The organism is Xanthomonas sp. MLO165 (assembly GCF_018831305.1).
Classification (GTDB): domain Bacteria; phylum Pseudomonadota; class Gammaproteobacteria; order Xanthomonadales; family Xanthomonadaceae; genus Xanthomonas; species Xanthomonas arboricola.
Map to the genome: position 1 here is coordinate 2,153,601 of NZ_CP029263.1, position 21,051 is coordinate 2,174,651.

The window sequence follows — 21,051 nt, forward strand, 5'->3', positions numbered from 1 at the left end:
TCCCGGCGTTGGCGAGTTCTGGCCACCCAAAACGACACTCCCGCCAGGCGGCGGGAGTGTCGTCGAGCTGATGGCGCAGCGCGCCTTGCGATCAGGCTGCCTTGCGTGCGGCCAGTTGGCGCAGCACGTACTGCAGCAGGCCGCCGTGCTTGAAGTACTCCACTTCCTTGGGCGTCAGCAGCAGCACCTTGACCTGGAACTGCTTGACGCTGCCGTCGGACTTTCTGGCATCCACGGTGGCACGGCGGCTGGCGCCGTCCTGCAGGCCGGTAATGTCCAGCACTTCGGAACCATCCAGGCCCAGCGTCTGCGCGTTTTCGTTCTCCAGGAACTGCAGCGGCAGCACGCCCATGCCGACCAGGTTGGAGCGATGGATACGCTCGAAGCTCTCGGCGATCACCGCCTTGACGCCGAGCAGGTTGGTGCCCTTGGCCGCCCAGTCGCGCGAGGAGCCGGTGCCGTATTCCTTGCCGGCCAGCACCACCAGCGGCACGCCGTCGGCCTTGTACTTCACTGCCGCATCGTAGATCGCCAGTTTTTCCGGCGCCGCGCCGTCCTTTCCGTAGTACAGCGTGTTGCCGCCTTCTTCGCCGCCGAACATCAGGTTCTTGATGCGGATGTTGGCGAAGGTACCGCGCACCATCACGTCGTCATTGCCGCGGCGGCTGCCGTAGCTGTTGAAGTCGGCCGGTTGCACGCCGCGCTCCTGCAGGAAACGGCCCGCCGGCGAATCCTTCTTGATGTTGCCGGCCGGCGAGATGTGGTCGGTGGTGATCGAGTCGCCGAACAGGCCCATGATGCGCGCACCGTGCACGTCCTCGACATGGCCGACCTGCATGGTCATGCCGTCGAAGTAGGGCGGGTTCTTGATGTAGGTCGAGGCCGCGTCCCATTCGTACAGCGCACCATCCGGGGAGGCGATGGTGTTCCAGCGGCTATCGCCCTTGAACACGTCGGCGTAGTTCTGCTTGAACATCTCCGGGCCGACGGTGGCGGCGATGGTGTCGCCGATTTCCTTGTTGCTCGGCCAGATGTCGCGCAGATACACCGGCTGCCCGTCGCTACCGGTGCCCAGCGGATCGGTGGTGAGGTTGATGTCGGTGGTGCCGGCGATCGCGTACGCCACCACCAGCGGCGGCGAGGCGAGGTAGTTCATCTTCACTTCGGGATGCACGCGACCTTCGAAGTTGCGGTTGCCCGACAACACCGAAGACACCACCAGGTCGTCCTTGGCGATCGCCGCAGACACATCGTCCGGCAGCGGGCCGGAGTTGCCGATGCAGGTGGTGCAGCCGTAGCCGACCACGTAGAAACCGAGCGTTTCCAGATCGGCGAGCACGCCGGCCTTGCTCAGGTAATCGGTGACCACGCGCGAGCCCGGCCCGAGCGAAGTCTTCACCCACGGCTGCGCCTTCAGCCCCTTGGCCGCCGCGTTACGCGCGAGCAAGCCGGCGCCCAGCATCACTGCCGGGTTGGAGGTGTTGGTGCACGAGGTGATCGCGGCGATCACCACCGAGCCGTCGCGCAGCTGCCAGCCGGCACCGCTGTCGGTGGAACTCTCGGCCTGCGCTGCCTTGGCGCCGACCGCAGTGCCGCCGCCGCCTTCGTTCTTCAGCCGGTCTTCCTGCTTGATATCGGTCAGGCGCTTGCTGCGCGCATCCACGAACGGCTTGAGGCTCTCGCGGAAGTTGGACTGCATGTCTTCCAGCAGCACGCGGTCCTGCGGGCGCTTGGGGCCGGCCAGCGACGGCTTGACCTCGCCCATGTCCAGCTCCAGCGTGGCGCTGTACTGCGCCGGCGGGGTGTTGGCGTCGTGCCACAGGCCCTGCGCCTTGGCATAGGCTTCGACCAGCGCGATCTGCTCCTCGCTGCGGCCGGACAGGCGCAGATAGGTCAGCGATTCGTCGTCGACCGGGAAGATGCCGCAAGTGGCGCCGTATTCCGGTGCCATGTTGCCGATGGTGGCGCGGTCGGCCAGCGGCAGATGCTGCAGGCCTTCGCCGTAGAACTCGACGAACTTGCCGACCACGCCGGCCTTGCGCAGCATCTGGGTGACGGTGAGCACCAGATCGGTGGCGGTGGCGCCTTCGGGCAGCTTGCCGCTGAGCTTGAAGCCGACCACCTGCGGGATCAGCATCGACGAGGGCTGCCCCAGCATCGCGGCCTCGGCCTCGATCCCGCCCACGCCCCAGCCCAGCACGCCGATGCCGTTGATCATGGTGGTATGGCTGTCGGTGCCGAACACGGTGTCCGGGTAGGCGATCTGTGTTCCGTCCTTGTCCGCGCTCATCACCACGCGCGCCAGATTCTCCAGGTTCACCTGGTGGACGATGCCGGTGTTGGGCGGCACCACCTTGAAGTTTTCGAACGCCTTCTGGCCCCAGCGCAGGAAGCCGTAGCGTTCCTGGTTGCGCTGGAATTCGATCTTGCCGTTGAGGTCGAGCGCATCGGCCGAGCCGAACACGTCCACCTGCACCGAGTGGTCGATGACCAGCTCGGAGGGGATCTGCGGGTTGATCTGGTCGGCGTTGCCGCCGAGCTTGACCACGGCATCACGCATCGCGGCCAGGTCGACCACACACGGCACGCCGGTGAAGTCCTGTAGCACCACGCGGGCGGGCATGAAGGCGATTTCGATATCGGGCTCGGCGGTGGGGTCCCACTTGGCGACCGCTTCGATATGGTCCTTGCCGACGGTGACACCGCCGTCCTCGTGCCGGAGCAGGTTCTCCAGCAGGATCTTCATCGAATAGGGCAGATGGCCGATATCGAAGCGCTCGCCCAGCTTCGGCAGGCTGTAGTACTCGTAGCGCTTGCCGTGGACCTCAAGCGAGGTGCGGGTGGAAAAGGAATCGCTCATGCATCACTCCTATGGCTGCAGGCTGTAGGTCTGTGTGGAACAGTGTGACCAATTCAGTGTGTACGTTCGGTTGCAGGACAGGGTATGTGGCCTTGAGTACGACAAGTCAAGTATGTAAAATCGGCGCATACTTTCTGCCGGGGTCACCTCCATGGAAGCCACAGTTGCCGAACGCGGACAGATCACGCTGCCCAAGGCCGTGCGCGATGCCCTGGGCCTGACCAAGGGCACCACGCTCAAGATCGAGCTCGACGGCGGGCGCATCATCCTGCGCAAGGACGTCAGCGAGGCGCTGCGCAAGGTGCGCGGCAAGTTCAAGCTGGTCGACGGGCTGACCAGCACCGACGAGGCGATGCGCGCCATCCGCGGCCGCGCCCCCGGGGATCCGTTCGACCCATGATCGCTCTGGATTCCTCGGTGCTGCTGGACATCCTGGTCGGCGATGCGGTCTACGGCGAGGTGTCGGAGATCTGCATCGGCGATGCGCTGGCGCGCGACGAGGTGGTGGTCTGCGATGCGGTGGTGGCCGAGGTGCTGGCCATGCTCGATACCCAGGTCGACCTGATGGAAACCCTGGCCTCGATCGGGGTGCGTTACGAAGCCACCCAGGAAGCGGCGGCGGTACGCGCCGGCCATATGAACAAGCGCTTCCGCGCGCGCGGCGGCAAACGCGAGCGGGTGGTGGCCGATTTCCTGATCGGCGCCCACGCGCTGCTCCAGTGCGACGGGTTGATCACCCGCGACGAGGGCTTTTTCCGCGACTACTTCAAGGGTTTGAAGATCATTGTTCCCAAACCCGCAAGCTGATCCACGTTTCGCGTCTACACATTCACTGTTGTCTTTCGGAGAATCCGCATGTTGGAAGCCTACCGCCACCACGTTGCAGAGCGCGCCGCGCTCGGTATCCCGCCGCTGCCGCTGACCGCGCAGCAGACCGCCGAGGTCATCGAGCTGCTGAAGGCTCCGCCGGCGGGTGAAGAAGAGTTCCTGGTCGAGCTGCTCAGCCAGCGCGTGCCGGCCGGCGTCGACGATGCCGCCAAGGTCAAGGCTTCGTACCTGGCCGCGGTGGCCTTCGGCACCGAGAAGACCGCGCTGATCAGCCCCACCCGTGCGACCGAGCTGCTCGGCACCATGCTGGGTGGCTACAACATCCAGCCGCTGATCGACCTGCTCGACAACGCCGAGCTGGGCGCCACCGCCGCCGAAGCGCTCAAGCACACCTTGCTGGTGTTCGACGCCTTCCACGACGTGCAGGAAAAGGCCGAAGCCGGTAACGCGCATGCCAAGGCCGTGCTGCAGAGCTGGGCCGACGCCGAGTGGTTCACCAGCAAGCCGGAAGTGCCGCAGAGCATGACCGTCACCGTGTTCAAGGTGCCGGGCGAGACCAACACCGACGACCTGTCGCCGGCCCCGGATGCGACCACGCGCCCGGACATCCCGCTGCACGCGCTGGCGATGCTGAAGAACAAGCGCGACGGCGCGGCCTTCGAGCCGGAAGAAGACGGCAAGCGCGGCCCGATCCAGGCCATCGCCGATCTCAAGGACAAGGGCCATCTGGTCGCCTACGTGGGCGATGTGGTCGGTACCGGTTCCTCGCGCAAGTCGGCGACCAACTCGGTGCTGTGGTGGACCGGCGAGGACATTCCGTTCATTCCGAACAAGCGCTTCGGCGGCGTGTGCCTGGGCAGCAAGATCGCCCCGATCTTCTACAACACGATGGAAGACGCCGGCGCGTTGCCGATCGAGCTGGACGTGTCGCAGATGGAGCACGGCGATGTGGTTGAGCTGCGTCCGTACGACGGCAAGGCGCTGAAGAACGGGCAGGTGATCGCCGAGTTCGCGATGAAGTCGGATGTGCTGTTCGACGAAGTGCGCGCCGGTGGCCGCATTCCGCTGATCGTCGGCCGCGGCCTGACCGCCAAGGCGCGCGAGTTCCTGGGCCTGCCGGCCTCGGACCTGTTCCGCCTGCCGATGGACCCGCCGGACACCGGCAAGGGCTTCTCGCTCGCGCAGAAGATGGTCGGCCGCGCCTGCGGCTTGCCGGAAGGCCAGGGCATGCGCCCGGGTACCTATTGCGAGCCGAAGATGACCTCGGTGGGCTCGCAGGACACCACCGGCCCGATGACCCGCGACGAGCTGAAGGACCTGGCGTGCCTGGGCTTCTCGGCCGACCTGGTGATGCAGTCGTTCTGCCACACCGCCGCTTACCCGAAGCCGGTGGACGTGAAGACCCACCACACCCTGCCGGAGTTCATCTCCACCCGTGGCGGCGTTTCGCTGCGCCCGGGCGACGGCGTGATCCACAGCTGGCTCAACCGCATGCTGCTGCCGGACACCGTGGGTACCGGCGGCGACTCGCACACGCGTTTCCCGATCGGCATCTCGTTCCCGGCCGGCTCCGGCCTGGTGGCCTTCGCCGCCGCCACCGGCGTGATGCCGCTGGACATGCCCGAGAGCGTGCTGGTGCGCTTCAAGGGTGAAATGCAGCCGGGCGTGACGCTGCGTGACCTGGTCAACGCGATCCCGCTGTACGCAATCAAGGACGGTCTGCTGACCGTGGCCAAGCAGGGCAAGAAGAACATCTTCTCCGGCCGCATCCTGGAAATCGAAGGCCTGCCGAACCTGAAGGTGGAACAGGCGTTCGAGCTGTCCGATGCCTCGGCCGAGCGTTCGGCGGCCGGTTGCACCGTGCACTTGGACAAGGCGCCGATCATCGAATACCTGACCAGCAACATCACCCTGCTGCGCTGGATGATTGCCGAAGGCTATGCCGATGCGCGCACGCTGGGCCGCCGCATCAAGAAGATGGAAGAGTGGCTGGCCGATCCGCAGCTGCTGCAGCCCGATGCCGACGCCGAGTACGCCGCCGTCATCGAGATCGACCTGGCCGACATCCACGAGCCGATCGTGGCGTGCCCGAACGACCCGGACGACGTCAAGACGCTGTCCGACGTGGCCGGTGCGGCGATCGACGAGGTGTTCATCGGTTCGTGCATGACCAACATCGGTCACTTCCGTGCCGCTGCCAAGTTGCTGGAAGGCAAGCGCGATATCCCGACCCGTCTGTGGGTTGCACCGCCGACCAAGATGGACGCCTCCGAGCTGACCAAGGAAGGCCATTACGGTACCTTCGGCGCGGCCGGTGCACGCATGGAAATGCCGGGCTGCTCGCTGTGCATGGGCAACCAGGCGCAGGCACGCGAGGGCGCCACGGTGTTCTCCACCTCCACGCGTAACTTCCCGAATCGTCTGGGCCGCAATACCAACGTGTACCTGGGTTCGGCGGAACTGGCGGCGATCTGCTCGCGTCTGGGCCGTATCCCGACCAAGGACGAGTACATGGCCGATGTGGGCGTGATCAAGACCAGTGGCGATCAGATCTACCGCTACATGAACTTCGATCAGATCCAGGAATATCAGGACGTGGCCGATACCGTTGCTGCCTGATCCAGTTGGTTGATCACCTGTTCGAAAAACGCCCGGCGATGCCGGGCGTTTTTCGTTATTCGGGCGATGACTTCGTTTTGGCTGCGCAATGTCGGGAGTTAAGGCAATCGCAGTTAACTCGTCTGTCGCATTGCAACAAAAATCTGAAGTCGGCAGGTCTAGAGTGGTGCCGCTCCCATCGCTCTGATTGATCTCCAATGCCTACTTGCACGATCGCTGGTCAAACGCTGCATTACGCACAATACGGTCAAGGGTTTCCGGTGTTGCTTGGCCACAGTTATCTCTGGGACGCGGCCATGTGGGAGCCGCAGATCCAGGCGCTTTCGCAGCACTATCGGGTCATCGTTCCCGAGTTGTGGGGGCACGGGCAATCGGCAGCGCTGCCAGCGGGCACGCAGACGGTTGGCGATCTTGCCAGGCAGATGCTGCTGCTGCTGGATGCGCTGGAACTGCCGCAATGCGCGGTGGTCGGCCTGTCGGTCGGCGGCATGTGGGGCGCCGAGCTGGCGCTGCTGGCACCGCAGCGCGTGCGCAGCCTGGTGCTGATGGATACCTTCCTGGGTGCCGAGCCGCAAGCCACGCAAACGCGTTATTTCGGTCTGCTCGATGCGATCGAAGCGGCCGGGCAGGTGACGCCTGAGTTGATCGAGGCGATCGTGCCGATCTTTTTCCGCCCCGGCATCGATCTGAATTCCGCGCTGCCGGCTGCGTTTGCGCAGCGTCTGGCGGCGCTGTCGGCCGAGCAGTTGCGCACCTCCATCGTGCCGCTGGGCCGGCTGATCTTCGGGCGCGCGGATCGCCTGGAGGCGATGGCCGCGCTGGATCCGGCCAGCACCTTCCTGCTCGGTGGCGCAGACGATATTCCGCGCCCGCCCGAAGAGCTGTGGCTGATGGCCGAGGTGATCGGGTGCGACTACGAGCTGATTCCCGATGCTGGGCACATCGCATCGCTGGAGAATCCGGCCTTCGTCACTGCGCAATTGCTGGGTTGGTTGAAGCGCACCGTGGCATCGGATTCGACGCGGATGCAAAGGCGCGCGCTTGAAGACAACAGTCAGGCACAGGCATCGCTCTCATGATGTGCCGCTGATCTGGCGATCAGAACGACACCATGCGTTGCTTGCAAGCATGAGCACCGGCCACCTCAGTTGGCGCTGCTTGCAACCATGAGCACCGACCACCTCACTTGGTCTTTGCCCGCTCACCGTCGCGGGACCTTACGCGGCATGGATGCCGCGTAAGCGCCTATAAGGACTTACCTGCGGCGTGTCCTGCGAGGGTGGGCGGGCAAGGGCCCTGCACAGAACCACCAGATCAGATGCTTTGCCTTCTGGCAATTTGCTTCGACTTGCTGGTGCGTGCGTAAAAACGCTATGAGAACAGCCTGACAAACCACGACATGGTTGTCGTGAGCCGCTCTAAGACTGCGCACCCAGCCAGGCTTCCAGTGCCGCCGCCGGCAATGGCCGCGAAAACAGATAGCCCTGCAGCACTTCGCAGCCGAGGTCGGCGAGGAACAGGCGTTGGGCTTCGTTTTCCACGCCTTCGGCAACCACGTGCTTGCGCAGATGCTCGCCGATGCGCAGCACCGAGGTGGTGAGGGCGCGGGCGTCTTCGCTGTGTTCGATGTCGCGCACGAAGCTCATGTCCAGCTTGAGCTCGTCGATCGGCAGGCGATGCAGGTGGCTCAGGCTGGAGTAGCCGGTGCCGAAGTCGTCCAGCGACAACGAGATGCCGGCTTCGCGGATGGCGTGCAGGTTTTCCAGGACGCCGGGTTGCCCGGAGAGCATCACGCTCTCGGTCATTTCCAGCGTGAGGTCGGAGGGCTGCGCGCCCATGTCGGCGATCAGGCGCAACAGGTCGCTGAGCATGCGCGGGCTTTCGAAGCTGCTCGCCGACAGGTTCACCGACACGCGCGACACCGGCACGCCACGCTTGCGCCAATCGGCGATCTGCCGGCAGGCACTGCGCAGCACCCAGTCGTTGAGCTGCGGCATCATGCCTTGCTCTTCGGCCACGGGCAGGAACCGCGCCGGCGAAATGGCGCCCATCTGCGGATGATTCCAACGCAACAGCGCTTCCACGCCGTATAGCGCGTGCGGTGCGGCGCTGTGCAACTGCGGTTGGTAGTGCAACTGCAGTTGATCGCGGTCGATCGCCTGGCGCAGCTCCGCTTCCAGCGCAACGCGTTCCTGCGCCATGCGGTTCATGTCGGAACTGAAGAAACGGAACCGCCCGCCGCCTTCCTGCTTGGCGCGGTTCATGGCCAGATCGGCATGCCGCAGCAGGATGTTGATGTCGCGCCCATCTTCGGGAAACATCGCCACGCCGATACTGGCCGACGGATGCACGGTCATGTGCCCGACCGGCAACGGCCTGGCGATGGTGCCCAGCACGCGTTCTGCGGCGGCACTGGCTTGCTCGGCACTGCATTGCGGCAGCGCGAGCGCGAATTCGTCGCCGGCCAGGCGCGCCAGCATGGCGGTGGCGGTCAGCTGTTCGCCGATGCGCAAGGCGATGTCGCGCAACAGGCCATCGCCGGCGGCATGGCCCTGGCTGTCGTTGATCAACTTGAAGCGGTCGATGTTGATGAACATCAACGTGGCCGGTTCGCCGGCGTATTCGGCCTGTGTCAGGGCTTGCTCGGCGCGTGCGCTGAACATGATGCGGTTGGGCAGGCCGGTCAGCGCATCGTAGAACGCCAGTTGATGCACGCGCTGGCGGATCTGTTCGCGTTCCAGCGCCAGTGTGCACAACTGCTGGCACAGATCGGTGAGGCGTACGTGCCAGGCATCGGCACGCTGCGCCTTGCGGTAGTACAGCGCGAAGGTACCGAGCACGCGTGCGCTGTTGGAGCGGATCGGTGTGCTCCAGCACGCGCGCAGACCCATCGGCAGCAGCAGTTCGCGGAATTGCGCAAACAGCGGGTCGGTGGCGATGTCTTCCACCATTACCGGGCGGCCGCGCCAGGCGGCCGTACCGCAGGCGCCTGCACCCGGCGCGATCTTCAGTCCGTTGACCGCATCGGCATATTCCGGCGGCAGGCTGGGCGCGGCCAGCGAATGCAGGCAGCCCTGGTTGTCCGCGCTCATGACCGTGGCCAGCACGTCCGGTGCGATGCGCTCGACCTCGGTGCAGATCAGCGTCATCACCTCGATCAGCGGCCGTTCCTGCACCAGCGCCTCGAGCACGCGGTGCTGCAGCACCTCATGCATCTTGGTGTCGGTGATGTCGGTCAGCACCGCCACGTAATGCGACGGCAGATGCCTGGCGTCGTAGATCGGATTGAAGTTGAGCGAAATCCACAGCGGCGTGCCGTCCTTGCGGTATACCAGCAGGTCGGCCTGGGTCTGCTGCAACGCATCGGCGCGGTCGCGGATGCGCGCCACCTCGTCCTGGTCGCTTTGCGCGCGGGTCAGCACGTCCGAGGGACGCTTGCCGACCAGTTCGGCCTCGGTATAGCCGAACATGCGCTGGAAGCCGTCGTTGGCGTAGAGCAGGCGCGATTGCAGATCGCAGATCAGGATCGCACTGCTGCTGCCGTCCAGCGCTTCGGCCAGCAGGCGCGAGCGCGTGGCATCGGGATGTTCGTCCGGCCTGCTCACGCCAGCGGTGATCGGGCCGACCTTGAACGTCCTGGGAAGGGGCGCGTGATCTGCCGGTGTCTCCGCCGTCGCCAGCGATGCGGTTACCGCGACGCCGGGAACCGCCGCCTGTTCAGCCGGATGCGGGGGACGAACGGTCATGCCGGATCAACGCGCCTGTGCCGACAGCGCGATCAGGCGCTCGGCAACGCGGCTCAGCGGCACCACTTCCTGCGCGGCGCCGAGCTTGTAGGCGGCGCCTGGCATGCCCCACACCACGCTGCTGGCTTCGTCCTGCACCAGCGTGGGCGCACCGGCCTGCAACATTTCCAGCAGGCCGCGTGCACCGTCGTCGCCCATGCCGGTGAGGATGGCGCCGACCGCGTTCGGGCCGGCGTTGGCGGCGACGGAACGGAACAGCACGTCCACCGCCGGCTTGTGGCGATTGACCGGCGGGCCGTCGTCGATGCGGCAGCGCCAGCGCGCACCGTCGCGGATGATGCGCAGGTGCTGGCCGCCCGGCGGCAGGTAGGCGTGACCCGGCAGGATCGCCTCGCCATCGCTGGCCTCGCGCACCGACATCGCCGAGTGGCGATTGAGGCGTTCGGCGAAGGCGGTGCTGAAGCTGGCCGGCAGATGCTGGGTCATCACCACCGCCGGGGCATCGGCGGGCATGTGTTCGAGCACCACGCGCAGGGCTTCGGTGCCGCCGGCCGAGGCGCCGATGGCGATCAGGCGGTCGGTGGTGCGGAAGCGCAGCGCGCTGCCGGGAACCGGTGCGGACTGCATGTCCAGGGTGACCTTGGGCGCGCTGGGACGATTGAGCGCGCTGACCTTGGCCTTGGAGGCCATCTTGACCTTGCTGACGATTTCTTCCGCGTAGCCTTCCAGCCCGCGTGCGACGTCGATCTTGGGCTTGGAGACGAAATCCACCGCACCCAGCGACAAGGCCTGCAAGGTGGTGTCGGCGCCGCGCTCGGTCAGCGACGAAATCATCACCACCGGGGTGGGGCGCAGGCGCATCAGGTTTTCCAGAAACACCAGACCGTCCATGCGCGGCATTTCCACATCCAGCGTGATCACGTCCGGATTGAGGCGTTTGATCTTTTCGCGCGCCAGGATCGGGTCGGCGGCCGAGCCGATCACCTCGATGCCGGCATCGCGCGAGAGAATTTCGGTCAGCATCTGGCGTACGACCGCCGAGTCGTCGACGATCAATACACGCACAGGGGTTTCCAGCGTCATTCGAACAACTCCACTCCACCGGTAACCGGTGCTTTGGACAGACGGGCGCGCACGGCCGATTCGGCGGCGGCGACTTCGGCTTCGTGTGCATGCGGCAAGCGCTGCACGACCACGCGTCCGGTCGTCGGGAAGAACCACACCTTGCGCGGATGGATGCCGCACAGATCTTCGGCAATGATGGGAATGTGTTCGGCCTGCAGGTACTGGCGCACGAACTCGGCGTTGCGGGTGCCGACCGGGTTGCTGGTGAAGCCCTTGAGCACGTTGGCGCCGCCGAAGACCTTGGCTTCGATACGTTTGCGGTGCGCGCCGCGCTTGAGCATGTCGTTGATCAGCAACTCCATCGCATAACTGCCGTAACGCGCGGGTGCGCCATCGCCGACCTGGCCTTCCGGCAACAGGAAGTGATTCATGCCGCCGATCTTCAGGACCGGGTCGCGCAGGCAGGCGGCAACGCACGATCCCAAGGTGGTCGTCAACGCGGTGTCGTCGTCGACCACCAGGTACTGGGTGGGCAACAGCTTGGCGGTGATGGTCTGGAACCGCGAATCGCGGTAGCGCATGACATCGTCGACCTGCACGGCGGTACTCATGCAGACGCTCCCGCGCGCGGGCTGCGCCGATACAGCGTGCGCCCGCACGGCTGGATCAGATCGGCCGCGTGCAGGTAGTTCTCCGAATGCCCGGTGTAGAGCAGACCGTCGTCGCCCATGTGGCTGACCAGCCGCGACAGGATGCCGCGCTGGGTCGGTTTGTCGAAGTAGATCATCACGTTGCGGCAGAACAACGCCGCATACGGGCCGCCCACGTCGTAACGCGGTGCCAGCAGGTTCAACTGGCGGTATTCGATGAGCTGGCGCAATGCCGGGATCACCCGGCACTTGCCTTCGTTGGGGCCGCTGCCGCGCTGGAAGTACTTGCGCTTGATCGATGCGTCCAGCGAGGCGACGCGGTCGATGGCGTAGACGCCGCGCGAGGCGGTCTCCAGCACCTGGGTGTCGACGTCGGTGGCGACGATGCTGACCGGCGGGGTCAAGGTGCCGAAGGCTTCGCAGGCGGTGATGGCGATGGAGTAGGGCTCTTCGCCGGTGGAGGCCGCGCACGACCAGATCTTCAACGGCGCCTGCGAGGCGCGCTTTTGCAGTTCTTCGCGCAGCTTGTCGAAGTGGTGTGGCTCGCGGAAGAACGAGGTCAGGTTGGTGGTCAGCGCGTTGGTGAACGCCTGCCATTCCTCCTCGTCGTTGCCTGCTTCCAGCTGGTCCAGGTAGTCGCGGAAGGAGCGCAGGCCGAGCACGCGAAGGCGACGCGACAACCGGCCATACACCATGTCGCGCTTGGCCGGAGCCAGGGCGATGCCGACACGCTGATAGATCAGGTCGCAGACGCGCTTGAAATCGCGGTCGCCAAAATCAAATTCGCGTGTGTCTGAAGCGGGAGTCGAGGTGGTCGTCATATCCATACGCGTCGTTAGCTATGACTGGATATCGGCCATGTGGTCATGCAACTGAAGCACCAATCGTGCATTGCAGACAGCCGGGTCCGCTGGCGGTGCACGGCGCTGCGCGGGCGGTGCGATCGCAGCCGGCGACAGGGCAGTGCGCGCTGCGCCGGGGGCAGATACACAAAGCCCCGGCAGTGCCGGGGCTTTGTGGGGAGACAGCAGCGGCTTAGAACTCCTGCCAGTTACCGTCGGCCAGCGCGGCCTGCGGCTTGGCCGGGCGCGATGGGGTGGCTTCACGCGTCGCCGCCTTGGCTGCGGACTTCACCGCGACCGGGCGCGAGGCGACCGGGCGTACGCGCGCGGCCGGGGCGGCCGGCTCGTCCAGCTTGAACACCGACACCGCTTCGGCCAGGTGGCCGGCCTGTTCTTCCATCGAGCGTGCGGCCGCAGTGGCTTCTTCCACCAGGGCGGCGTTCTGCTGGGTGGTCTCGTCCATCTGGGTGATGGTCTGGTTGACCTGCTCGATGCCGGTCGACTGTTCCTGCGAGGCGGCGGAGATCTCGCCCATGATGTCGGTCACGCGCTGCACGCTGGCCACGATCTCGGCCATGGTCGCACCGGCCTTGCGTACCAGGGCCGAGCCCTCGGCCACCTTGTGCACGGAGTCGTCGATCAAGCCCTTGATCTCCTTGGCGGCACCGGCCGAGCGCTGTGCCAGCGTACGCACTTCCGAGGCGACCACGGCAAAGCCGCGACCCTGTTCGCCGGCACGGGCGGCTTCCACCGCCGCGTTCAGGGCCAGGATGTTGGTCTGGAACGCGATGCCGTCGATCACCGAGATGATGTCGGCGATCTTCTTGGACGAGGCTTCGATGCCCGACATGGTGGTGACCACCTGCGAGACCACCTCGCCGCCCTGCGAGGCCACGCCGGTGGCGCCGATGGCCAGCTGGTTGGCCTGGCGGGCGCTTTCGGCGTTCTGCCGGACGGTGGAGGTGAGCTCCTCCATCGAGGCGGCGGTTTCTTCCAGATTGGCGGCCTGCTGCTCGGTACGATGCGACAGATCGCTGTTGCCGGAGGCGATCTCGCCGGCCGCCGAGTTGATCGCTGTGGACGAGACCTTGATGCGCCCGACGATGTCGGCCAGCTGCTCGGCGGTGGCATTGGCATCGTCGCGCATCTGCGCGAACACGCCGCTGAATTCGCCATGCATGCGCACGGTCAGGTCACCGCGCGACAGCGCCGACAGCAATGCCGAGATCTGCTCCAGGCTGCCGGCATTGGCATCCAGCAGGCCGTTGAGCTGCTGGGCCAGCTGCAGGAAGAAGCCCTGCTTGCCGTCGGTTTCCACCCGGCCGCTCATGTCGCCGCTGGCGGCGGCACGCACGATGCGGGCGACTTCTTCTTCGACCTGGACTTCGATGGTGCGGTCGCGCCACTCGCAGACCTCGCCGGTGCTTTCGCCGTGCTCGTTCTTGATCGAGGTGACGGTCTGGGTCACCACGAACTCGCCATAGCGCTCTTCGAAGCTGGTGATGCCGTCGCGTTCCAGTGCTGCGATGGCCTTGCGCACGGTCGATTCGGGCATGCCGAGATAGCTGATGTGCTGGCCGATGATCTTGTTCGCATCGAAGTCGGACGATGCCAGGCGGATGCTGCCTTCGTAATGCGTCACAATCTTCATGAACGCCTCGTTGGCGTAGATGATGGTGCGATCGGCATTGGTGATGAAGGTGCCGGTGGACGATTCGTCCAGCGCGGTGCGGATACGCAGGTTTTCGTCGGCGATCTTCTGATCGCGTTCGATGCGTTCCTTCAGGTCGCGCTGCATGCGGTGCATGGAGCGCATCAGTTCGCCCACTTCGTCCTGGCCCTGCACATTGATCTGGCCATCGAGCTTGCCGCTGGCGATTTCGGTGGCGGTGGACACGGCGCCGCGCATGCTCTTGACGATGGAGCGTGCGAACAGGAATGCCAGGCCCAGGCCACCGGCGATGCCGATCAACAGCACCATCACGGTCAGCGATACCGAGGTGGCATGGACCTTTTCGGCCTTGCTCTTGGCAGCCTGCGCCAGCTTGTTGTCTTCGACGATCAATGCGGCCAGCGAATCCTTGGCCTTGTTGTGCAGGGTGCGGGTCTCGCCGACAAAGGTGTCGACGGCATCGTCGGGCAGATTGAGCTCGATCATTTCGTCGACGCTGGCGTAGGACGCGGCTGCCTTCTTCCAGTCGGCCACGAACACGTCGAACAGCTTCTTCTGCTGCGGGCTCTCGATCAGACGGGGATAGCCCTTGATCGTGGCATCGATTTCGCCATGGAGCCGCTTGGCGCGGACCTTGGCTTCCTGCTTGACCGAGTCGCTGGCGCGCACCAGATTTTGGTAGGCCGCATTTCGATATTCGCCGAGCATGCCGCGCAGGTCGCCTGCTTCGCGCACGCTGGACATGGTGTTGCCGGCCAGGTCGCGGGTGACGTTATTGAGCGACGCCAGGCCCGCATAGGCGATGATGCCCTGCACCAGCATGATCAGCAGCACGATGCCGAACGCCAGCATCAGCTTGGGCATCAGTTTGAGATTGTTGATCCATTGCATTGACACGATTCCCCGATAGAAGTCAGTGCGCATAACCGCAAACGGCAGATCGCCACGCGCGAGGGCGTGGCGATCTGCGGGGCGATTACTTGATGGTGGCCAGCTTCAGGCTGGCCGGCGAGCTGACTTCGATTTCGGCACGCGAGCTGTCACGCTGGATCTTGCCGAGCACACAGACGTCCTTGCCTTCCAGGCTTTCCGGGGCAAAGCTGAACTTGCCGCGGTTGGCGCCGTCGATGCGGGCCGAGAAGGTGTGACGCGGGAACATGCCGCCCATGTACAGGAAGGTGGGTTCACCTTCCGAGCTCTGGGCGTACTTGGCCTTTTCGACCTTGCCGCACACCATGCCGTCCTTGCCGACGAAACGGGTCGCCATTTCCGGCGGAATCATTTCCTGCGACTGAGCCGACAGCGTGGGAGCAACAATCACGAGAGCAGCGACGGGGAGGAGCGAGAGCAGGAACTTCATAGGGATTCTCCAGAATCAAAAGTCGAACGGTGACCCGTTTGTGTACGCGGGCTTCTATTCAGCTATCGGCTAGCCGCCGTTCAACTTGAATCCGAAAAACGTGATTTCCATCTCACTTCAACTTCGTTGTGCGTCTCGTGTCGGGAAGCTCCCGACACCAGATGGTCTGAATCAGGCCGCTTCTTCGGCCAGTTGCTGCTGACCGAGCTCGGTGCTGTCCAGCAGGGTCTCGATATCCAGCAGGATCAGCATGCGATCGTCCTGGGTACCGATGCCCGAGATGAAGCGGGTGTCGACCGAGGCGCCGAATTCGGGGGTGGGGCGGATCTGGTCGTCGTTGAGCGGAATCACGTCCGAGACGCTGTCCACCACGATGCCGACCACGCGGTCTTCGACGTTGAGCACGATCATCACGGTGAAGGCGTCGTAGCGCGCTTCTTTCAGGCGCAGCTTCAGGCGCAGGTCGATCACCGGCACGATGGTGCCGCGCAGGTTGATCACACCCTTGATGTAGTCCGGTGCGTCGGGCAGGCGGGTGACCGAATCGTAGCCGCGGATTTCCTGCACCTTCAGGATGTCCACGCCGTAGTGTTCTTCGCCCAGGGCGAAGCTGAGGAATTCACCACCGGTGCCGGTGGTCGTGCTTTTGTCGTTCATGGAAACTCCGGGCGTTGCGGCTGAGTGTCGGATTGCAGCTATAGGAAAAGCATGCGGATGAGGATTGCCCTAGCAACATCGGCGCAGCGCAGGGCAACTTTAGCCGTGCGCCGCAGCTGGTGCGGGTGGGTTCAGAACACGCCGCTCTTGCGCGCATTGCGCTGGCGGTCGACCCGGAAGATATAGCGCTGGATGGTCTCGTCGGCACCGCGTGGCAGGTCGCTGAACTGCATGCCGACGCGGAAACCTTCGCTGCCGTTGGGCAGGGTCTGCTTGTACTGGCTGCACACCGTCAGCGGCAGGGTGATCGGCGCGGTGTCGGGCAGTTGCAGCGTGCAATTGCGGTAGGTGCGCTGCGGTTCGAGCAGAGGCATGCCATCGGTGAGCGAGACCGCCAGGCCGCCGCTGCTGATATCGATCACGCGCAGCTGCAGGTTGAGATTGCCGCCCTGTGCCTCGTCCTGGCGAATGATGCAGATGGGCGAGTCGGTGATCGGCGTTTCCAGCCGGTACGACTCGCGACGCTGCAGGTGATACATCGCCTCGGGCAGCTCGGCGCGGAAGGCGACGTGGATGTCGCGCTCCAGCCGCTCGGGCGTTTCCAGGCGGAAGCGGATATTGACCCGTTCCAGTTGTGCGTAGCACAGCAGGTACTTGGCGTCCTGGATGGCGCGGTTGGAGGCTTCGTTATGGCTGCCGTCCAGAATCACGCAGTCGTCGTCCTCGTCCACCTCGAGCACGGCGGTGGGCACGGCCATGTCGCGCCCGGCCACATGCATGGTCACGATGGCGCGCTGGTCGAGCAACTGACGTAGCAGGCCACGGATCTGCCGTTTGTTGCGCAGCAGATAGCGCTCGTCACCTTCGGCGAGGTGGTCGGCGTCGTGGTCCAGCTCTGAGGTATCGCCTTGGGACATGGGCACAGGCACAGTAGATGCGGGAAACCGCCGGAACGGTTGTCCCGGCGTCGCCTTGATATCGGCGGCAAAGCGAAATCTTTAAGAGCGGCTGACAAAAACTATTGCGTGAAGCCTTGGTTGCTTTGGGCGTTGTGTTCCCAGCGGCTGAATAGTGCACATGGATCAAGTGTAGAGCGCGTGGTGCTGCCGCTTGGCTGCAGGGCCCTTGCCCGCCCGCCATCGCAGAACACGCTGCAAGTACATCCATCTAGGCGCTGGCGCGGCATCCATGCCGCGCAAGGTCCCGCGACGGTGGGCGGACAGGGACCAGTGGAGATGGTCGGTGTGCACGGTTCCAGGCCTCTTTTTTAGTTGCCGTGTTTCGATGGACTTGGGGAGTGCAAATATATAAGTCGCAGAGCGGGTGATCTGCGGCCTGGCTGCAGGGCCCTTGCCCGCCCACAATCGCAGGACACGCCGCAAGTACGTCCCTGTAGGCTCTTACGCGGCATCCATGCCGCGTAAGGTCCCGCGACGGTGAGCGGGCAAGGACCAGTTGAGATGGTCGGTATGCATAGGGGAAGCGATGCATGACATGTGCTGGTCGGATCACTAAGCGTTCGATCAACCTCTGACCATTTTCCATTCGCAAGCCGAACAATACGCTTTCAAGAAAGCAGCCGACTAGCTGTCTGGCGCGGTGTCCTCGCCGGTTGCGGGACCCTTGGCGGCATGGATGCCGCCAAGGCGCCTCCATGGACGGATCCACGGCGTGTCCCGCGAACGGTGAGGGCACCGCGCACTCGACTCACTGAGCTTTTGATTCAATCAGGATCGCGCCTAAATGACGCGACGCAGTCTTCGCTTACGGAGTCACGGAGTTTCCGCAAGCGGCGAGGGCATCGCGCCCTCGACTTACATATTCGACGGGCGCGCCGTCGTCGTCTGTCGCATCAGGTGTAGGCGTGGCGTGCGTTGGCCTGCAAGGTGTTGAGTTGGTCCTGCTGTTCCAGGCGGAACACGGCCACTGCATCCACCAGTTGCGCGGCCTGGTCTTCCATCGCGCGTGCAGCCGCGGTGGCTTCTTCCACCAGCGCGGCGTTCTGCTGGGTGGTTTCGTCCATCTGGGTGACGGTCTGGTTGACCTGGGTGATGCCGGCGGCCTGCTCGCGCGAGGCGCTGGTGATCTCGCTCATGATGTCGGTGACGCGCTGCACCGAGCTGACTACCTGCTGCATGGTGCTGCCGGCTTCGGACGCCAGTGCGGCGCCGTTGCCGATGCGGGTGACCGAGTCCTGGATCAGGTGCTTGATCTCCTTGGCTGCGCCGGCCGAACGCTGTGCAAGCGTACGTACTTCCGAGGCGACCACGGCGAAGCCGCGGCCCTGTTCGCCGGCGCGTGCGGCTTCCACTGCCGCGTTCAAGGCCAGGATATTGGTCTGGAAGGCGATGCCGTCGATGACGCCGATGATCTCGGCGATCTTCTTGGACGAGGTGTCGATGTCGGCCATGGTGGTGACCACGCGGCCGACCACATCGCCGCCCTGGGCCGCCACGCCGGCGGCGTCCAGCACCAGGCGGTTTGCCTGGTCGGCGTTGTCGGCATTCTGCTTGACGGTGGCGGTGAGCTCTTCCATCGAGGCGGCGGTTTCTTCCAGGGCCGCAGCCTGCTGTTCGGTGCGACGCGACAGGTCGCCATTGCCGGTGGCGATCTCGGTGGCGGCCGAGTTGATCGCCAGCGAGGAGTCCTTGATCCGGCGCACGATGCCGGCCAGCTGATCGGCAGTGGCATTGGCATCGTCGCGGATGGTGGCGAACACGCCTTGCAGGTCGCCATCCATGCGCGCGGTCAGATCGCCCTGCGACAACGCAGAGAGCAGGGCGGACACGCGCGACAGCCCGTCCGCATTGTTGTCCAGCAGCGCGTTGAGTTGCTGGGCGAGCAGCAGCAGGAAGCCCTGCTTGCCTTCCAGGCCGACGCGCTCGCTCAGGTCGCCGGCAGCGGCGGCCTGCACGATACGTGCGACCTCCTGTTCCACCTGGACTTCCTGGGTGCGGTCGGCCCATTCGACCACAAAGCCCATGCGCTCGCCGGCCGCGCCCAGCACCGGGTTGACCACCAGCCGCATGGTGCGGCCACCCACATGGATCTGCGCGGTGTGGGTGCCGGTGAGCTGGTCGAGCATGCGTGCCTGGTGCTCGGGCTTGCGATGGAACTGGTCGATGCTGGCATTGATCAGCGCATCGGCATCGAAGTTGGGCAGGTCGCGGCGCAGTTCGTCCTGCACGCTCTTGAGCATGCGTTGCAGCGGGCGGTTGACGTAGATGATGCGGCGATGGGCATCGGCGATCATCACGTTGGTGCTGACATCGTCCAGAGCGGTGCGCACGCGCAGCGCTTCGCTGGCGATCAGCTGATCGCGTTGCAGCCGCGCGCGCAGGTCGTCGCGCATGGCGCGCGCGTTGAGCAGCAGGCGACCGAGTTCGTCTTGGCGGTCGATCTCGATCGGGTTGTCCAGGCGCCCGGCAGCCACATCGCCGAGCACGCGTTCCACCGCCAGCAGCGGGCGGGTGACCATCTTGCGCGCGGCGATGAAGACCACTGCGATGCACAGGCCCAGCACCACCAGCGAGAACAGCAGCATGCTGCCCATCAGCTCGTCCAGCGGGCCGTCGATGGCACTGCGCGGCTGGGTGCCGATCACCGCCCACTGCCACGGCGCGTAGCGCTGGGCGGTGACTTCGAAGGCCTGGGCGTTGCCCTGGGCATCGCGCAACTGCAGGCTGGCGCTGGGCTGCTTGCCGTCCAGCACCGACTGCAGCAGCGATTGCTGCTCGGCCGGCACCAGCGCCGCCAGCGTGGCCGGTGTGCCCGGCGGTGCGGCGATGACCTGGCCCTGGTGCTCGCCCGGCGCCATGTCGACGATGAGGAAATAACCGTCCTGGCCCAGCTTGGTGGTGCTGACCTGCGCCTTCAGCGCGGCCAGGCCCTGGGTGTAGTTGCGCCCGACGAACAGTGCGCCGATCACCTCGCCGGCGGCATTGCGCAGCGGCTGGTAATGGGTCATGTACTGCTCGCCGAACAGCTGCGCCTGGCCGGTGAAGGCCTTGCCTTGCGACAGTGCGGCGTAGGCCTTGCCCTTGCGGTCGAGCAGGGTGCCGATCACGCGCTCGTTCTGCTTGTTGCGCAGCGAGGTGGTGATGCGCACGAAGTCGTCACCGGTGCGCGCAAAGATCGTGGCGACCCCGCCGGCGGTCTGCGCGAAGCGATCCACGGCGTCGAAGTTGAGATTCAGTGCCTGCTTGCCGGCACGCAGCGACGGCGTCTGCTGCGCGCCGATGGCGACGGTGCTGGCGGTGTCGAGAGTGCGCTCGCCGCTGGGGAGCATGGTCTCGAACACGCTGCCCAGGCGCTGGGTGCCCTCGGTCAGGGTGACGTCGTACATCGCCACTGACTGCTGCATCAACCGGGTGCTGGAGCGCAGCTCGGCCTTGACCTGGGATTCGATGTCGTCGGCGGACTGGCGGTAGATGGTCAGGGCCAGCAGGCCGAGGGAGAGCGCGATCACCACGGTCAGCAGCGCGGACAGCCGGGTGCCGACGGACAGGCGGTTGAAGGAGTGCATGAGGAATCGACCTTGCCCGGGGGAGGGCGTTACGGATGCGTGAAGTCGATAGCGGCCGTTTATGCAATTAATTGATGGTTTGTGTCGAAATCCGCACAATTGTCCAGTTCGCTTTCCCGATTGGGCCGCTGCGGTGATGTAGTAATTGTTAATTCTTGATGAAGTATGACGCGTCGCCTGACGCCCGCCGGCGGATGTCGACAGATTCTCGGAACAAAAAAAGGGCC

Annotated in this window: 14 protein-coding genes; 4 read left to right on the plus strand and 10 right to left on the minus strand. The window is 64.9% G+C overall.

Features of this window, described 5'->3' with window-relative positions:
• Positions 1 to 91: 91 nt before the first annotated feature.
• On the minus strand, positions 92 to 2,860 hold the full coding sequence (gene acnA / locus DGN21_RS09340) for an aconitate hydratase AcnA (RefSeq protein ID WP_039527487.1): 2,769 nt from the start codon (positions 2,858 to 2,860) through the stop codon (positions 92 to 94).
• 151 nt (positions 2,861 to 3,011) lie between these two features.
• Between acnA and DGN21_RS09345 the strand changes: the two genes are divergently transcribed.
• The 4 genes from DGN21_RS09345 (at position 3,012) to DGN21_RS09360 (ending at position 7,386) form a co-directional block, all read left to right on the plus strand.
• On the plus strand, positions 3,012 to 3,260 hold the full coding sequence (locus DGN21_RS09345; RefSeq protein ID WP_016903180.1) for an AbrB/MazE/SpoVT family DNA-binding domain-containing protein: 249 nt from the start codon (positions 3,012 to 3,014) through the stop codon (positions 3,258 to 3,260).
• A complete protein-coding gene (locus DGN21_RS09350) occupies positions 3,257 to 3,667 on the plus strand; it encodes a type II toxin-antitoxin system VapC family toxin (RefSeq protein WP_046342478.1) in 411 nt (136 codons plus the stop codon). The genes DGN21_RS09345 and DGN21_RS09350 overlap by 4 nt, the downstream gene beginning before the upstream one ends.
• A gap of 48 nt (positions 3,668 to 3,715) precedes the next feature.
• Positions 3,716 to 6,307: a bifunctional aconitate hydratase 2/2-methylisocitrate dehydratase gene (acnB, locus tag DGN21_RS09355; protein WP_024937705.1), complete on the plus strand. Its 2,592-nt coding sequence runs from the start codon at positions 3,716 to 3,718 to the stop codon at positions 6,305 to 6,307.
• Positions 6,308 to 6,504: 197 nt separating this feature from the next.
• Positions 6,505 to 7,386 carry an alpha/beta fold hydrolase gene (locus DGN21_RS09360; RefSeq protein ID WP_237474928.1) on the plus strand — a complete coding sequence of 294 codons (882 nt, stop codon included), beginning with the start codon at positions 6,505 to 6,507 and terminating at the stop codon, positions 7,384 to 7,386.
• 339 nt (positions 7,387 to 7,725) lie between these two features.
• Here the strand turns inward: DGN21_RS09360 and DGN21_RS09365 are convergent, their stop codons facing one another.
• From DGN21_RS09365 to DGN21_RS09405, 9 genes are all read right to left on the minus strand, one after another.
• Complete coding sequence (locus DGN21_RS09365; protein ID WP_226427790.1) at positions 7,726 to 10,053, minus strand: EAL domain-containing protein; 2,328 nt, start codon at positions 10,051 to 10,053, stop codon at positions 7,726 to 7,728.
• A 6-nt stretch (positions 10,054 to 10,059) separates the two neighbouring features.
• Positions 10,060 to 11,136 carry a chemotaxis response regulator protein-glutamate methylesterase gene (locus DGN21_RS09370; protein WP_104541965.1) on the minus strand — a complete coding sequence of 359 codons (1,077 nt, stop codon included), beginning with the start codon at positions 11,134 to 11,136 and terminating at the stop codon, positions 10,060 to 10,062.
• Positions 11,133 to 11,729: a chemoreceptor glutamine deamidase CheD gene (cheD, locus tag DGN21_RS09375; RefSeq protein WP_024937701.1), complete on the minus strand. Its 597-nt coding sequence runs from the start codon at positions 11,727 to 11,729 to the stop codon at positions 11,133 to 11,135. Before cheD ends, DGN21_RS09370 begins: the two co-directional genes overlap by 4 nt.
• The gene (locus DGN21_RS09380) at positions 11,726 to 12,595 is read right to left on the minus strand and encodes a CheR family methyltransferase (protein ID WP_046342487.1); all 870 of its coding nucleotides are present in this window, start codon (positions 12,593 to 12,595) and stop codon (positions 11,726 to 11,728) included. Before DGN21_RS09380 ends, cheD begins: the two co-directional genes overlap by 4 nt.
• A gap of 208 nt (positions 12,596 to 12,803) precedes the next feature.
• Positions 12,804 to 15,173, minus strand: coding sequence for a methyl-accepting chemotaxis protein (locus tag DGN21_RS09385; RefSeq protein WP_046342488.1), 2,370 nt, complete (start codon positions 15,171 to 15,173; stop codon positions 12,804 to 12,806).
• Between the two features lie 85 nt (positions 15,174 to 15,258).
• The gene (locus DGN21_RS09390; RefSeq protein ID WP_005993867.1) at positions 15,259 to 15,642 is read right to left on the minus strand and encodes a hypothetical protein; all 384 of its coding nucleotides are present in this window, start codon (positions 15,640 to 15,642) and stop codon (positions 15,259 to 15,261) included.
• A gap of 171 nt (positions 15,643 to 15,813) precedes the next feature.
• On the minus strand, positions 15,814 to 16,299 hold the full coding sequence (locus DGN21_RS09395; RefSeq protein ID WP_016904902.1) for a chemotaxis protein CheW: 486 nt from the start codon (positions 16,297 to 16,299) through the stop codon (positions 15,814 to 15,816).
• Positions 16,300 to 16,430: 131 nt separating this feature from the next.
• Complete coding sequence (locus tag DGN21_RS09400; protein WP_024937698.1) at positions 16,431 to 17,216, minus strand: flagellar brake protein; 786 nt, start codon at positions 17,214 to 17,216, stop codon at positions 16,431 to 16,433.
• Positions 17,217 to 18,151: 935 nt separating this feature from the next.
• Positions 18,152 to 20,824 (minus strand): Cache 3/Cache 2 fusion domain-containing protein, encoded by a 2,673-nt coding sequence (locus DGN21_RS09405; RefSeq protein WP_126966334.1) that lies wholly within the window; start codon positions 20,822 to 20,824, stop codon positions 18,152 to 18,154.
• Positions 20,825 to 21,051 lie beyond the last annotated feature (227 nt).

Bases quoted from the DNA above. Each gene is read 5' to 3' on its own strand.
- acnA (WP_039527487.1), bottom strand. From the start codon at position 2,860: ATGAGCGATTCCTTTTCCACCCGCACCTCGCTTGAGGTCCACGGCAAG.
- DGN21_RS09345 (WP_016903180.1), top strand. From the start codon at position 3,012: ATGGAAGCCACAGTTGCCGAACGCGGACAGATCACGCTGCCCAAGGCC.
- DGN21_RS09350 (WP_046342478.1), top strand. From the start codon at position 3,257: ATGATCGCTCTGGATTCCTCGGTGCTGCTGGACATCCTGGTCGGCGAT.
- acnB (WP_024937705.1), top strand. From the start codon at position 3,716: ATGTTGGAAGCCTACCGCCACCACGTTGCAGAGCGCGCCGCGCTCGGT.
- DGN21_RS09360 (WP_237474928.1), top strand. From the start codon at position 6,505: ATGCCTACTTGCACGATCGCTGGTCAAACGCTGCATTACGCACAATAC.
- DGN21_RS09365 (WP_226427790.1), bottom strand. From the start codon at position 10,053: ATGACCGTTCGTCCCCCGCATCCGGCTGAACAGGCGGCGGTTCCCGGC.
- DGN21_RS09370 (WP_104541965.1), bottom strand. From the start codon at position 11,136: ATGACGCTGGAAACCCCTGTGCGTGTATTGATCGTCGACGACTCGGCG.
- cheD (WP_024937701.1), bottom strand. From the start codon at position 11,729: ATGAGTACCGCCGTGCAGGTCGACGATGTCATGCGCTACCGCGATTCG.
- DGN21_RS09380 (WP_046342487.1), bottom strand. From the start codon at position 12,595: ATGGATATGACGACCACCTCGACTCCCGCTTCAGACACACGCGAATTT.
- DGN21_RS09385 (WP_046342488.1), bottom strand. From the start codon at position 15,173: ATGCAATGGATCAACAATCTCAAACTGATGCCCAAGCTGATGCTGGCG.
- DGN21_RS09390 (WP_005993867.1), bottom strand. From the start codon at position 15,642: ATGAAGTTCCTGCTCTCGCTCCTCCCCGTCGCTGCTCTCGTGATTGTT.
- DGN21_RS09395 (WP_016904902.1), bottom strand. From the start codon at position 16,299: ATGAACGACAAAAGCACGACCACCGGCACCGGTGGTGAATTCCTCAGC.
- DGN21_RS09400 (WP_024937698.1), bottom strand. From the start codon at position 17,216: ATGTCCCAAGGCGATACCTCAGAGCTGGACCACGACGCCGACCACCTC.
- DGN21_RS09405 (WP_126966334.1), bottom strand. From the start codon at position 20,824: ATGCACTCCTTCAACCGCCTGTCCGTCGGCACCCGGCTGTCCGCGCTG.